We start from the raw sequence: 13,211 nt of genomic DNA on the forward strand, positions 1-13,211 counted from the left end.
ACACTGAGTAATGTCAGCATAGAATCATTCAGCCAAAACGGACGTTTTTTACCGAATGCAGAGCTTTGTCCTATTGATCTGGCTGGCGCTTTGCGCCGCACAGGATGCCCGGCAACGGCACATCGCCAATGGCCTGACCCTGGGCGCCGGCGCCCTGGCCCTGGCGTGGTTGCTGTGGAACGGCACGACCTGGCTGGGGGCCGAGGCGCAACAGGGCGGCTGGGCTTTTTTGTTGGCCGTGGGCTTCACGCTACCGGGTTACGCCATGAAGCGAATGGGCGGCGGGGACGTGAAACTCATGGCCGCCCTGGGTCTTGCGACGGACGGTATGCACGTGCTCGGCACGTTTATTGGCGCCGGTTTGGCCAGTGTTTTCTGGCTGCTGCTGGCGCCAAGAGTCTGGCTCCATATGAGTCAAGGGCTTAGAACCCATCTTTTTTATATGGCGCCTGAAATGTCAAAGAGGCAGCCATTTGCACCCTTTGTGCTGGCGGGGCTGATGCTGACATTGGCCTGGCTCCACTAGTCGACCCTTTTGTGTACATAGCCGGAAACTGCGTCTACTTTTCAGACAGACGTTGTACAGCCGCTGGCTGTCGGTGTGGGACGGGTCAACCTTTGACCTGACAGGGAGTTACTCGTGAGCAAGTTTACTTCGGCAGTAAAAGTCCTTGTGGTCGACGATGCGCCATTGATCGTTGAAGAGCTTTGCGAATTTCTGGAGGGCAAAGGTTACCGCTGTGTTCCCTGCGAATCGGGCTATCAGGCGATCAAGCGTTTCAGTGAAGACCTCGATATCGGCCTGGTGCTGCTGGACTTTCACATGCCCGGCATGGACGGCATCGAGCTGATGCAGGAATTGCAACGGCTGTCGGGCAAGCACCGGGTGTTCGAGGCGATCATGCTCACCGGGTGTGCCGACAAGCAGGATGTGATCAAGGCCCTGCGCGCCGGCGTGTCTGACTATTACCAGAAACCGATCGATCTGAATGAGTTGTTCGAAGGTTTGCAGCGCCAGGAAGTGGCCTTGCAGGAAAGGCACAAGAACCTGCAGTTGGGGCATTTGAACCAGAAGCTTCAGTATTTGTCCGAGTCGATCGATGATCTGTACCAGGACCTGGACAAGGTTCGGCGCGGGCCGCAGGCGGCAGACGCGGGTGGTCGGGGTGTCGCTGAAGCTGATGCGGTGGAGGTTCCGGCGATTTTCAATCAGCTGTCTCCGCGGCAACTGGAAGTGGCGCGGTTGGTGGGCAAGGGGCAGACCAATTATCAGATTGCCTGTGAGTTGGGGATTACCGAGAACACGGTGAAGTTGTATGTGTCGCAGGTTTTGCGGTTGACGCATATGCATAATCGGACGCAGTTGGCGTTGGCTTTGTCGCCCAATGGTTCCGGGGGGCGGCAACGGGTTACGGCGCACTGAACTTTTTTGGATGGAGTACATATCCGTTGCTGCGGTAACGGCTGCTTACGGTTCCGCTCTTACAGCGGGTCACTTTTGGCAAACGCCCGGAGTGCCGGCCCAGCCAAAAGTAACCAAAAGGTCTCGCCCCTTACGTACGGCCCCTCGCTGAGGCTCGGGGTTCCTTCGCTCCGGTATTCATCAGGGCGCATCGCCTCCGGTCTGCTTCGCGACGACCTCCTCTCGATGTGTTCGACTTCGTCGAACGGCGCTGCGCGCCTGCCCCCTGATGAACACCTCCACTCAGCCTTCCGAGGGGGCGGGTGGATCAAGAGCTGCAGGCGAGCTAACGCTCGGCCTGATGAGTGGTGAAGAGCGGGGGTGTACGCCGATCTGCCTTTTCTCTTCTGTGGGAGCGAGCCTGCTCGCGAAGGCGGCCTGCCGGCCGACCTGAATCTGGCGGATGTACCTCGACCCTGTGGGAGCGGGCTTGCTCGCGATGACGTCCTTCCAGCCAACACATTCCCGTGTAGTTTTCCTCAAATCCCCGGGAAATCTCCGACACGCTTTTCAGGTTGTCCGTCGGAAGCGCGATCTCTAGCATTTGTCGGTCGCTGAAAATTCAGCGTCCGGGCGTCGCGGCTCGATTCCTAAGGCATAATCGCTCCACCTGACGACAACACTTTCGTGTGTCTGTTGTTCTGTGTCATGGCGACTGTGCGCGGGATACCTTCGGGTATGCCGAGCTGCCTCTGGGATCGGTCCGCGAACCCGCGTACAGCTGCCACCCCAATTTGTTTCGCGGCAATTTGGACGTGGCTCCATTTCATCCCAGAGGTGCAACGATGATCAAACCCACCCCAAATCCCCCCAAACAACCTGTCCCCCGCAAACCCGGCACGATGTTCGTCATCGCTCCGGACATCAACACCGAAACCCTGCTGGCCCACGCCTGTGAATCACTGGCGTCGGCGAGTGTGATGGCGAGTGATTTCGCGGGGTTTCTGCAGGGCTCGCAGCGCAATACGATGCTGGGGATTGCGCAGGTGATCATGCTGGGTGAGCTGGCGGTGAATCGGGCGCTGGATAATCTCGATCCGCAAGACTGAACAACGGAGCTTTTGTGGCGAGGGAGCTTGCTCCCGCTCGGGTGCGCAGCACCCGCAAAACCAGCCAATACGGTGAGTCAGGAAAAAAGCATTTGCCGGAGTCGGGGCCGCTTCGCAGCCCAGCGGGAGCAAGCTCCCTCGCCACAGGGGGGTATCAGGTCAAGTCAGCCCCTCCAACCTGTCCTGTGGGAGCGGAGGTGAATCGGGCGCTGGATAATCTCGATCCGCAGGATTAGTGGACAAAGGCCCGACCCAGGGCGGTGAAGCCCGGTCCGGCCAGGACGATCAACAACGCCGGGAAGAGAAACAGCATCATCACGACGGACATTTTGGCGGACATCTTGGAGATGTATTCCTGCAGGCGCGTCAGGCGCCGGTCGTCGAGCAACTGTTTGAGCGCCAGCAGGGACTTCATCGCGCCGCCACCCTGATGGATCAATTGTTGAAGGATCACGCAGGTGTCGGTGAACTCGTCTACCGCAAGCAAGCGGGTGGTCTTGTTCAGCTCTTCGCCCAGTTCCAGGCCTGAATCGACGCGGGTCAGAATCAGGCGCAGTTCATGGGTCAGGGCGGGCAACAACTGTCTGCCCTCCTGGCTCAGCACTCGCAGGGATTGCTCCACCGCCATGCCCGATTCGAACAGGGTGCGCAGCAGTGCAATGAAGGTCGAGGTTTCAGTGGCCAGTTGTTTTTGCCGACGCTGTGCCGCGGCGGCCAGCCAGCGCTTGGGCAACAGGTAGCCCATGCTGGTGGCGAGCATCGGGGCGATCCAGTGGTTCTCCACATTCGGGTAGAACAGCCCCTGGATCAACAGGCACAAGGACAGCGCCAGCACCGGCACGCCCACCTGCAAGGCGGCGAACAGTGAGCGTTGGCGTACACTGCGCCAGCCCAGGCGGTTGAGCAGGGTCTGGGTTTCGTTGTCCATTTTGACCGACTGTTGCCCCAGGCGGCTGGCACCCAGGGCTTGCAGCAGTTGGGTGAGGTGGCTATCACCCGACGCCTTGCCATCCAGTCGCTGGGCCACCTGGCGTGCCCGTCGGCTTTGCTCCAGCAAAGCGCTGAGCAACAACAGCGCAGCCCCGAAAAGCAGCAGCGCGCTCACCAGCAAGAGCATCTTCATAGTCATAGGCTACGCAACATGCGCCAAAGCGCCAGGCAACCGATCACCTGAAATCCGAAGGCACTCGCCAGCATGGTTTGCCCCGAGCTGTCGTGCCACATGGAAAGCAGGTAGGTCGGATTGGTGAGTAGGAAATAGCCTGCGACCGAGACCGGCAGCAGGGCCAGGACCACGGCAGTGATACGGGTTTCGCCGGTCATGGCCTTCAACTGGCGTGCCGCTTGCTCGCGTTCGCGGATCATCTTGATCAGGTTTTCCAGCAACTCACTGGCGTTGCCGCCGTAGCGGTGGTTGACCTTCAAGCCGAGTGCGAGCAAGCGCAGTTCGTCTTTCTCGTACAACTCGGCGAAGTCCGAAGCGGCGTCTGCCAGGTTGACCCCCAGTTGCACATTGCGTTGAATCCGGCCCATGGCATTTTTCAGCGGGTCTTCGGCCGCATCGATGGCGCCGAGCACGGCATCGGCCAGGGTCCGCCCGGACTTCAGGCTGCGCACGGCATGGTCGAGCAACATCGGCAGCTGTTCGATCATGCGACTGAGGCGACGCTGGTAACGCCAGCTGACGAACAGTCGTAACGCCACCGGAGGCACCAGCAGCACCAGCAGCGCGCCGATCCAGCCACCCAGGGCAATTCCCAGCAGCACCCCGAGTATCCAGAACACCAGCCATCGACCCAGGCGTTCGGTGGGACGTCCGAGTCCGGCCCGCAGGAACGCGCGCTCAAGGCCCGCCCATGACGACTTCTGCTCGACCCGCAGGGGTTGCCCCTGGCTCAGGCGTCCCAGAATCCGTTCGTTGCCCGTCTGGCGCAAGCCGTTATAGAGCAGGCGCAGCGCCAGGCCGAGAAAGATCAGGCAAACGAGGATGAGCAGCGCCGGTTTGAGCATGCCGTGGCCTCAGTATGCCGAGGGAGACAGCGCCGAGTCCCGGCGCAATTTGTCGCCAGCCGGGTTCAGGGCTTCGCGCAGGAAACCGAACCCGGTGTGGCGGTCGAAACGGAACAGCGTGTTGGTGACATACACGTCGTCGCGCACACCCACGACTTCCACCACTTCGCTGACGCAGCGGCGGCCGTCGGGCATGCGCGTGAGCTGGATGACCACGTCGAGCGCCGCGCAGATCATCTGCCGCAGGGTGCGCTCGGCGATGCTGCGGCCGGTCAGGCCCACCAGGGTCTCCAGGCGCAGCAACGCATCCTGGGCGTTGTTGGCGTGTACGGTACTCATCGAGCCATCGTGGCCAGTGTTCATCGCCGTCAACACATCGACCACTTCGACGCCGCGAATCTCGCCGAGGATGATCCGGTCCGGGCGCATCCGCAGGGCGTTGCGAATAAGGTCGCTGGCTTTTACTTCGCCATGGCCTTCGGCATTCGGTGGACGGGTTTCCAGGCGCACGACGTGAGGGTGGCCCAGTTGCAGTTCGGCGACGTCTTCGATGGTGACCAGGCGTTCCTGAGGGTTGATCAACTGGCTGAGAATGTTCAGCAGCGTGGTCTTGCCGGTGCCGGTGCCGCCGCTGATCAGGATGTTGCAGCGTTTGCCCACGGCTTCCTGAATGAATTCGAAGATCGCGTGATCGATGGTTTGCATCGCCACCAGGTCAGAGCTTTTGAGCATGTCCTGGCGGAATTTGCGGATCGACAGGCACGGGCCATCGAGGGCTATCGGCGGAATGATGGCGTTGACCCGGCTGCCGTCCGGCAGGCGCGCGTCGACCATGGGCGAGGACTCGTCGAGCCGTCGGCCCAGGGGCGCGAGAATTCGTTGCATGACACGTTCGACGTGGTGCGAATCGATAAAACGCAAGTCACTCAGATGCAGCAAGCCTTCGCGTTCGACAAATACCCGGTGTGGACCGTTGACCAGAATCTCGGTCACTGCCGGGTCGCGCAGCAGTACTTCCAACGGGCCGAAACCGGTGAGCTCGTCGACGATCTCCTCGGCCAGACGCTCCATCTCATAGCGGGAAATCGCAAGGTGCAGGCGCGCGATGTACTCGGCCACCTTGTCGATCACGAATTGCGACAGCGCCTGGCGCGTGCCCTCCAGCAGGTTTTTCCCCGACTCTTCGATAGCGTCGATGATGTAGCGGTGCAGCACCAGTTTCAGGCCTTCGTGGTCGGTATTGCCGACCGCGCCGCGATGGGGGGAGCCGAAGAGTTTTTCACTGCTCATTGTGCGCCCCTCAAGCGGTTGAACCAGCCGGTCTTGGGTTTGACCAGGCCTTCGGAGTGCCTGGCCAGGCGCTCGCCGAGTGCGCGCAGACTCTGGGTGAGGCCCTCGCGCGGGGCCAGTTCGAACAAGGTCAGGCCCTGGTTCTTGGCGTTGAGCCGCACTTCCGGGCTGTAGGCGAGGGTGGCGATGATCTCCAGGCCAAACGTCTTGCCCAGGGTATCGGAGTCCGGTGCGACGTTGCGCAGGTAGCGGTCCACGAGCAATTTGGCGTGATCGAGCTTCATGCCTTTTTCGCGCCACAAGTTGAGCACCGTGAGGTTGCGGCGGCAGTCAAGCACGTTCTGATCGGTGTACCACAGCAGTTTGTCGCAATGGCTGACGAAGGTGCGCAGCGCTTCACTGTCGGGTTGGCCGGTGAGGTTTACCACGATGTGCTGGAAGTGTTGACGCAGGGCACTGAGCAACATGTACAGCTCGGCGGCACTGGTGTGCTCCAGCGGTTCATCGCCAGTGGCGTAGGCGAGGATGCGCAGCCCGGCTTCGCAACTGGTGAAGGCGCTGTCGATCAGTGTCGCGTCCAGGCGTCGCAAGTGGCGCAATGCATCGCCGAAATGAAACGAGCTTTCCAGGCCCAGCAGCGCCAGGCTATCGCCTCGGGGCAGTCCAAGGTCCAGCAGCAGCGTGTGTTGTCCGCTTTTTTGCACCACTTGCGCCATGTGCATGGCCAGCAACGCGCCGTCGGCGCTGCTCTGCACGCCATACAGCACGGTCAGGCGGCCCAGGTGCGTATTCGGCGCGACAGCGGGCAGGCGTTTGCTCAGGCGTCGCACCAGGCCTGCGACTTCACTTGAGCGTGAGCCATAGGCCACGAAATCCCTGGCCCCGGCGCGCATCGCATTGAGTACAAGCTGGTTGTCCATGCCGTCCCCCAGCGCGACGATCGCCAGCATCGGCTTGGCTTCCAGCGCGCCTTCGATCAGCGCGCTTTGGGTGACCACGTGGTCGCGGTCCAGGCCGATGAACACCAGGCTGGCGCAGGTCACGTCCACCAGTGCCAACAGTTCGTCAAGGCTGCCGCCACCGGCGCTGACCACCTGGCCCAAGGGCGCAAGGGCGCCTTGCAGCCATTCCAGGTCGGTGCTGTTACGCGTGATCGCGAGGAAGGTTTGACTCAGGTTCTGGCTCATTGCGATAACTCGCTACGTGATATCGCACTTGCCGGCAGGCCGCCGGGCAAAGTGGCCCGGATCAAGCCGTTGAACAATGGCGTAAAAGGTCTGCGCATGGAAAGGCATCCTTGCTCGACTCAGGGTGTTTGTTGAGTGATCTCGTTACCGCGAATGACTTCCACGCTCTGCTTGCGCGGCGCGGCGCCAGGGCTGGTGGTGACAGGTTTGGGTGGCCCGGTCATGGCCAGCTGGCTGAATTGCAATAACTCGCGGTTGGCATTGGCCAGGTTGGCGGCAGAGTTGCTTTCGCCGGCCCAGTAGCGCGCCAGGCGTTTCTCATCGGCGCTGCGCACGGCCAGGCGCAGCACGCCGGCCTGGGTCGCGAGCATCAGGCGGCTCACCAGTTGTTCAGGAACCGCGAGCAACACGGTCCGGGCTGCGGCGCGCGATTGATCCTGTTTGAGTTTTTCCTCGGCGTTGCGTGCCGGGCTGGAAGGCTGGCCGTCGTTGGTCAACCCCAACTGTTCGCCGACCCCGAGCACCCGCAAGGCCGGCACCACGAGTTGGGCCGTTGGCTGAGGATTGAGGGTGTCCATGCGCAGGAACAGCAGCACATCGACATAGTCGCCCGGCGTCAGTTGCCCGCCGACAATGACCACTTCGTCCGTGGCGACCGCCAGGGCGCGTTCATTGGGGCGGATCATCCGCGACAGCTTGCTGCCGGCTTCGAAGCTTTCGTCGTTGAGCCAGCTGCCGGCGCTGAGGGCGCGCCAAGGGCTGCGGCCAATCGCCTGGTCGAGGCTGGTCAGGCTGCCGGCCGGGGCGGTGTGCAACTGTTCCAACACGACATCGGCGGCGGTGATCGGCGTATAGGGCGCGACATCGTTGACCAGCACGACCACGGGATGGCGGGTCGGGTCATTTGTCGACAGTGGCCCCTGTGGGATGGCCGGCGGTGCATTGACGGTGGATTGGGCAACGACCTCGGGGGCCGGTTGACGACTCAATGTGAGTCCCCAGTAACCGGTAATGATGGCACCGACCAGAAACAATCCGGCGAGACCCAGAGTGACACGGCTGTTCATGAAGGCTCTCCCTTTCCTGCTGCGCAAACCCCGTCAAGTCCGACGAGACAACTTCGCAATCAGGCAGCTATGAACATGGAACTATTTCGCTATTTGACCGTAGCGCAGGTAGAGCAAAATGCCATTAGCGCGGGGGGAAATATCTAACGAAAGTGCAAAGTTGCGATAAAACGACCCGTTTTTGACGTCAACGAAACGGTTAATACTTTAGTGTTAATGCGTATTTACAGTTGTTGGGCCGGGGAATGCCGACAATGCTGGTGCTGGCACTGGGGAATCATGTTGCGTCCGTGCAACACCCGTCGTCGTCCAGGAGAAATGTCATGTCTTTTTCCAAGCTTGTTGAGAAGGTCAAATCCGGGATCGTTTTTTACAAGGGCCTGGCAAGGGATACCGAGGGTGCGTCCGGTATCGAGTACGCGATCATTGCCGCCATGGTCGCGGTGGTGCTCGCCGGTTTCAGCCCGGGTGTCCAGAGCGCCATCACGGCCACGTTCAACACTATTCAAGCGGCGCTTTGACGAGGAAGTCGATAATTTGCTGTCGCTTCACAGGGTTTCTAACGTCAGCGCTTCGTCCCTTGCAGGTGTCACCTCATGAACGCTCACGCACAGCCACGCCAACAGCTGCTTCTGGTGGATGACGAAGAGGACGCATTGCTTGAGTTGGCGGAGTTGCTGGAGGGTGAGGGGTTCAATTGTTTTACCGCCACTTCGGTCAAGCTTGCGCTGCAGCATCTGACCCGGCACCCCGATATCGCTTTGGTGATCACTGACTTGCGCATGCCGGAGGAGAGCGGCATGTCGTTGATCAGACGGTTGCGCGAGCATACGTCTCGCGAACATTTGCCGGTGATTGTGATGTCGGGGCATGCGGGCATGGATGATGTCAGTGATATGTTGCGCTTGCAGGTGCTGGATCTTTTTCGCAAGCCGATTTATCACGTGCGGTTGTTGGAGACGTTGAATAATCTGTTTCCGTTGCCGCAGGTTTATTTGGTCAAGGGGTGATTGGGTGACCTCTGGGTTGAGTACATATCCGGTTCTTAGGTAACGGCGACTTATGGTTTCGCCCTTACGGCGAGTCCCTTTTGTCAAACGACACAAAAGGAACCAAAAAGTCTCGCCCCTTACGTACGGCCCCTCGCTGAGGCTCGGGGTTCCTTCGCTCCGGTATTCATCCGGGGGCATTGCCCTCCGGTCGGCTTCGCTTCGACCTACATGCAATGAGTTCGACTGCGTCGAACGGCGCTGCGCGCCCATCCCCGGATGAACACCTCCGCTCAGCCTGCCGAGGGGGCGGGTGGATCAAGATCAAGAGCGGCAGGCGAGCTAACGCTCGGCCTGTAGGAGCTGCCGCAGGCTGCGATCTTTTGATCTTGATCTTCCACCCTTTCGACATTGTCAAAATCAAAGGTAGGAGCAAGCTTATCAGGCCACCGGCCGCCAATGCCCGACCATGTGCTCCAGCTCTCCGACACCCACCAACTGAAAGTCCCCGCTCGCCCCCGCCTCGCTGGCCAGCAACGTCACCTCACTGGGCAGCCGTACCGGCTTCTTGAACTGCACCGCGATCTCGACGTTCGCCACAGGCAGATGCCCGGCCAGTGCCGCCAGTGTGCGCGCCTTGTTCCACAATCCATGGGCGATGGCGGTCGGGAAACCGAAGAGTCGGGCGCTGGCCGCGCTCAGGTGGATCGGGTTGTAGTCGCCGGACACCTTGGCGTATTGCCGACCGATGTCCGAGGGCGCTTTCCAGTGCTCGACTTGGTTCATGTCCAGACTCGTTACCAGGTTCTCCTCAAGCGGTTCACCCTCGAGTTTGACGCCGCGGCAGAGCATCCGGCTTTGTGCCTCCCACAGCGGTCCCAGTTGATCGTCGAGGGTGGTCAGCAAATCGAACGTCGCGCCTTTGGCGTGGGGTTGCAGGTTCTGCACCTGTACGCTGACACGCGCCCGATTCACCCCGCCCATGGGGCGTAGCAGACGAATTCGATTGCTCAGGTGAATCAGCCCCAGCAGCGGGAACGGGAAGTCCCTGGCCGTGAGCAATTGCATCTGCAAGGCAAAGCCGAGGATATGCGGATAGGTCGGCGGCAGCAGGCCGTTGTCGGCGAAGCCACAGACCTTGCGATAGGCTGCCAGGCGTTCGGGATCGACGTCGACCCAGCAGCGCAAACCCGAATCGGGCAGGGCGGTGCCGGTGATTTTTCGCCGTGTCGCCGCTCGTGCGTACAACCCCGGGAGGCTGGGTTCGCGGTTGAGAGTGTGCCAGTCGGTGATCATCCTCAAGCCCCCAGAGCGCTTTGCCCGCATACGCGCAACGCTTGCCCGGTGAATGCGCCGGTACCCGGTTGCGCGAGCCAGGCCACGGCTTCGGCGACGTCCTGTGGCAGGCCGCCCTGGCCGAGAGAGCTCATGCGCCGTCCGGCTTCGCGCAGGCCGAAGGGGATGTGCGCGGTCATTTGCGTTTCGATGAATCCGGGTGCCACGGCATTGATGCTGATGCCGCGTTCGGTGAGCAGCGGCGCCCAGGCTTGTGCCAGGCCTATGAGCCCGGCCTTGCTCGCTGCGTAGTTGGTTTGCCCGCGATTGCCGGCGATGCCGCTGATAGAGGCCAGCAGAATCACCCGGGCGTTGTCGTGCAGGGCGCCGCTATCGAGCAGGGCTTTGGTCAGCACTTGCGGTGCGTTGAGGTTGACGGCCAGTACGGCGTCCCAGAAGTCCGGGGTCATGTTGGCCAGGGTTTTATCGCGGGTGATGCCGGCGTTGTGCACCACGATGTCGAGGCCTTCGGGCAATTGTTCGATCAACTGCGCGGCGGCGTCTTCGGCGCAGATGTCGAGGCTGATGCTGCGTCCGCCGAGGCGTGCGGCGAGGGCTTCGAGGTCGGTTTTGGCCGCCGGCACATCGAGCAGGATGACGTCGGCACCGTCGCGGGCCAGGGTCTCGGCGATGGCTGCGCCAATGCCGCGTGCTGCGCCGGTAACCAGTGCCTTGCGCCCGGCGAGCGGGCGCGTCCAGTCGCTGACGGGCGTCGAGCACGGATTCAGGCGAATGACCTGCCCGGACACGAAGGCGCTTTTCGGCGAGAGGAAAAATCGCAGCGGGCCTTCCAGTTGCGCCTCGGCCCCTTCGCCGACGTAGATCAATTGCAGGGTGCCACCGCTGCGCAATTCCTTGGCCAGGGAACGGCTGAAACCTTCCAGGGCACGCTGCGCGCTGGCGGCGAAGGGGTCACGCAGGGTTTGTGGATCGCGTCCGAGAATCACCAGGTGCGCACAGTGATCGAGGTTCTTCATCAACGGTTGGAAGAACTCGCGCAGTTGCTTGAGCTGATCGGTGTGCAGCAGGTCACTGGCGTCGAACACCACGGCCTTGAGTTTCGGTCCGTGGCCGGGAATCCAGGCCGTGGCCATCGAAGGCTCGGTGCCGTAGCTGTAGATCGCGTCGGTCAGGCGGTTGGCGAAAGCGCTGACGTGTTCCGCCAATGGCCCGCCGCCGATCAGCAGCGCACCTTCCACGGGCCGCAGCCGGCCTGCCTGCCAGCGCTCCAGTCGAGTCGGTGTCGGCAACCCCAGGGCACCGACCAGGCGATGGCCGATGGACGAATTGGCGAAGTCGATATAGCGGTCAGACATGGAACGCGCTCCGAAAGCTGGGGTTCAAAGTGTGGACCATGAATGGTGATCAGTCGTTCGATCCACGAGATAAGGCCTACGCTTGGTCATTGTAGGAGCTGCCGAAGGCTGCGATCTTTTGATCTTGATTCCAAAAGCCAAGTCAAAAGATCGCAGCCTTCGGCAGCTCCTACAGGGGTAGTTTCAGTTTCCTTTTTCATCAGGAGTTCTTATGACCCAGCTGCGCCGCGTCGCGATCATCGGCGGTAACCGGATTCCTTTCGCCCGCTCCAACGGCCCCTACGCCACGGCCAGTAACCAGGTGATGCTCACCGCTGCCCTCGAAGGCCTGATCGAGCGTTACAACCTGCATGGCCAGCGCATCGGCGAAGTGGTCGCCGGGGCCGTGCTCAAGTTGGCGCGGGACATGAACCTCACACGCGAGTGCGTACTCGGCTCGCGGTTGTCGCCCGCCACCCCGGCCTACGACATCCAGCAGGCGTGCGGCACCGGGCTGGAAGCGGCGTTGCTGGTGGCGAACAAGATTGCCCTGGGCCAAATCGACTGCGGCATCGCCGGTGGCGTGGACACCACCTCGGATGCACCGATCAGCGTCAGCGAAGGGCTGCGCAAAATCCTCCTGCAAGCCAACCGCGCGAAAACCACCGGCGACAAACTGAAGACCTTCCTGCAATTGCGTCCCAAACATCTGATCCCCGAGTTCCCGCGCAACGGTGAGCCGCGCACGGGGTTGTCCATGGGGCAGCACTGCGAACTGATGGCCCAGACCTGGAACATCCCTCGCGAAGCCCAGGATCAATTGGCGCTTGAGAGCCATCAGAAGCTGGCGGCGTCCTACGCCGAAGGCTGGCACAACGACCTGATGACGCCGTTCCTGGGACTCACTCGAGACAACAACCTGCGCCCGGATTCGACCCTGGAAAAGCTCGCCGCACTCAAGCCGGCCTACGAGAAAAGCGCCAAGGGCACCCTGACGGCGGGCAACTCCACGCCGCTGACCGACGGGGCGTCACTGGTGCTGCTGGGCAGCGAGGAATGGGCGCAGGCGCGAGGGTTGCCGATTCTTGCCTACTGGCGTGACGGCGAGGCGGCGGCGGTGGATTTCGTCAACGGTGCCGAAGGGTTGTTGATGGCGCCGGTCTACGCCGTGCCGCGCTTGCTCGCGCGCAATGGCCTGACCCTGCAGGACTTCGACTACTACGAAATCCACGAAGCCTTCGCCGCGCAGGTGCTGTGCACATTGAAGGCCTGGGAGGATCCGCAGTACTGCAAGACCCGTCTCGGGCTCGATGCACCCTTGGGCTCGATTGACCGCAGTCGGCTCAACGTCAAGGGCAGTTCATTGGCGGCGGGGCATCCGTTTGCCGCCACCGGTGGGCGCATCGTCGCCAACCTGGCGAAGTTGCTGGATGCGGCGGGCAAGGGGCGGGGACTGATTTCGATTTGTGCGGCGGGCGGGCAGGGGGTTACAGCGATTATCGAGCGTTGATGCACAAAAGATCGCAG

The 13,211-nt window shown here is 61.6% G+C and carries 13 protein-coding genes; 6 read left to right on the forward strand and 7 right to left on the reverse strand.

The window, feature by feature from the left end; genetic code table 11:
- Positions 1-55 precede the first annotated feature (55 nt).
- The 3 genes from ACEN83_RS02480 to ACEN83_RS02490 all read left to right on the forward strand — a co-directional run bounded on the left by ACEN83_RS02480 (position 56) and on the right by ACEN83_RS02490 (position 2,511).
- The gene (locus ACEN83_RS02480; protein ID WP_116582432.1) at positions 56-526 is read left to right on the forward strand and encodes a prepilin peptidase; all 471 of its coding nucleotides are present in this window, start codon (positions 56-58) and stop codon (positions 524-526) included.
- A gap of 114 nt (positions 527-640) precedes the next feature.
- Positions 641-1,423, forward strand: coding sequence for a response regulator transcription factor (locus tag ACEN83_RS02485; RefSeq protein WP_116582431.1), 783 nt, complete (start codon positions 641-643; stop codon positions 1,421-1,423).
- Between the two features lie 824 nt (positions 1,424-2,247).
- The gene (locus ACEN83_RS02490) at positions 2,248-2,511 is read left to right on the forward strand and encodes a DUF6124 family protein (RefSeq protein WP_495579408.1); all 264 of its coding nucleotides are present in this window, start codon (positions 2,248-2,250) and stop codon (positions 2,509-2,511) included.
- A gap of 232 nt (positions 2,512-2,743) precedes the next feature.
- On the opposite strand, the gene ACEN83_RS02495 is transcribed toward ACEN83_RS02490, so the two are convergent.
- The 5 genes from ACEN83_RS02495 to cpaB form a co-directional block, all read right to left on the reverse strand.
- On the reverse strand, positions 2,744-3,634 hold the full coding sequence (locus tag ACEN83_RS02495; RefSeq protein WP_495580839.1) for a type II secretion system F family protein: 891 nt from the start codon (positions 3,632-3,634) through the stop codon (positions 2,744-2,746).
- Positions 3,635-3,636: 2 nt separating this feature from the next.
- Complete coding sequence (locus ACEN83_RS02500) at positions 3,637-4,521, reverse strand: type II secretion system F family protein (protein WP_116582428.1); 885 nt, start codon at positions 4,519-4,521, stop codon at positions 3,637-3,639.
- A gap of 9 nt (positions 4,522-4,530) precedes the next feature.
- On the reverse strand, positions 4,531-5,811 hold the full coding sequence (locus ACEN83_RS02505) for a TadA family conjugal transfer-associated ATPase (protein WP_495579409.1): 1,281 nt from the start codon (positions 5,809-5,811) through the stop codon (positions 4,531-4,533).
- Entirely contained in the window at positions 5,808-6,998 is a 1,191-nt protein-coding gene (locus ACEN83_RS02510; protein WP_495579410.1) for a CpaE/TadZ family protein, read from the reverse strand. The genes ACEN83_RS02505 and ACEN83_RS02510 overlap by 4 nt, the downstream gene beginning before the upstream one ends.
- Before the next feature lie 119 nt (positions 6,999-7,117).
- Positions 7,118-8,065 (reverse strand): Flp pilus assembly protein CpaB, encoded by a 948-nt coding sequence (gene cpaB / locus ACEN83_RS02515; RefSeq protein ID WP_495579411.1) that lies wholly within the window; start codon positions 8,063-8,065, stop codon positions 7,118-7,120.
- A gap of 323 nt (positions 8,066-8,388) precedes the next feature.
- Between cpaB and ACEN83_RS02520 the strand changes: the two genes are divergently transcribed.
- Entirely contained in the window at positions 8,389-8,586 is a 198-nt protein-coding gene (locus tag ACEN83_RS02520) for a Flp family type IVb pilin (RefSeq protein WP_495579412.1), read from the forward strand.
- Positions 8,587-8,661: 75 nt separating this feature from the next.
- Positions 8,662-9,075, forward strand: a complete 414-nt coding sequence (locus ACEN83_RS02525) for a response regulator (RefSeq protein ID WP_007980910.1) — start codon at positions 8,662-8,664, stop codon at positions 9,073-9,075.
- A gap of 420 nt (positions 9,076-9,495) precedes the next feature.
- Here ACEN83_RS02525 and ACEN83_RS02530 read toward each other — a convergent pair whose 3' ends face one another.
- Positions 9,496-10,350 (reverse strand): MaoC family dehydratase, encoded by an 855-nt coding sequence (locus ACEN83_RS02530; RefSeq protein WP_495579413.1) that lies wholly within the window; start codon positions 10,348-10,350, stop codon positions 9,496-9,498.
- Between the two features lie 2 nt (positions 10,351-10,352).
- Positions 10,353-11,705, reverse strand: a complete 1,353-nt coding sequence (locus ACEN83_RS02535) for a 3-oxoacyl-ACP reductase (protein WP_495579414.1) — start codon at positions 11,703-11,705, stop codon at positions 10,353-10,355.
- 211 nt (positions 11,706-11,916) lie between these two features.
- On the opposite strand from ACEN83_RS02535, the gene ACEN83_RS02540 reads away from it, so the two are divergent.
- The gene (locus tag ACEN83_RS02540; protein WP_218483020.1) at positions 11,917-13,194 is read left to right on the forward strand and encodes an acetyl-CoA C-acetyltransferase; all 1,278 of its coding nucleotides are present in this window, start codon (positions 11,917-11,919) and stop codon (positions 13,192-13,194) included.
- The last annotated feature ends 17 nt before the right edge of the window (positions 13,195-13,211 follow it).

The sequence above is a fragment of the Pseudomonas sp. Pseusp49 genome, from assembly GCF_059491875.1.

Excerpts from the sequence above, each read along its gene's own strand:
- ACEN83_RS02495 (WP_495580839.1), bottom strand. The coding sequence starts at position 3,634 with ATGAAGATGCTCTTGCTGGTGAGCGCGCTGCTGCTTTTCGGGGCTGCG.
- cpaB (WP_495579411.1), bottom strand. The coding sequence starts at position 8,065 with ATGAACAGCCGTGTCACTCTGGGTCTCGCCGGATTGTTTCTGGTCGGT.
- ACEN83_RS02480 (WP_116582432.1), top strand. The coding sequence starts at position 56 with ATGCAGAGCTTTGTCCTATTGATCTGGCTGGCGCTTTGCGCCGCACAG.
- ACEN83_RS02530 (WP_495579413.1), bottom strand. The coding sequence starts at position 10,350 with ATGATCACCGACTGGCACACTCTCAACCGCGAACCCAGCCTCCCGGGG.
- ACEN83_RS02490 (WP_495579408.1), top strand. The coding sequence starts at position 2,248 with ATGATCAAACCCACCCCAAATCCCCCCAAACAACCTGTCCCCCGCAAA.
- ACEN83_RS02510 (WP_495579410.1), bottom strand. The coding sequence starts at position 6,998 with ATGAGCCAGAACCTGAGTCAAACCTTCCTCGCGATCACGCGTAACAGC.
- ACEN83_RS02525 (WP_007980910.1), top strand. The coding sequence starts at position 8,662 with ATGAACGCTCACGCACAGCCACGCCAACAGCTGCTTCTGGTGGATGAC.
- ACEN83_RS02520 (WP_495579412.1), top strand. The coding sequence starts at position 8,389 with ATGTCTTTTTCCAAGCTTGTTGAGAAGGTCAAATCCGGGATCGTTTTT.
- ACEN83_RS02535 (WP_495579414.1), bottom strand. The coding sequence starts at position 11,705 with ATGTCTGACCGCTATATCGACTTCGCCAATTCGTCCATCGGCCATCGC.
- ACEN83_RS02540 (WP_218483020.1), top strand. The coding sequence starts at position 11,917 with ATGACCCAGCTGCGCCGCGTCGCGATCATCGGCGGTAACCGGATTCCT.
- ACEN83_RS02505 (WP_495579409.1), bottom strand. The coding sequence starts at position 5,811 with ATGAGCAGTGAAAAACTCTTCGGCTCCCCCCATCGCGGCGCGGTCGGC.
- ACEN83_RS02500 (WP_116582428.1), bottom strand. The coding sequence starts at position 4,521 with ATGCTCAAACCGGCGCTGCTCATCCTCGTTTGCCTGATCTTTCTCGGC.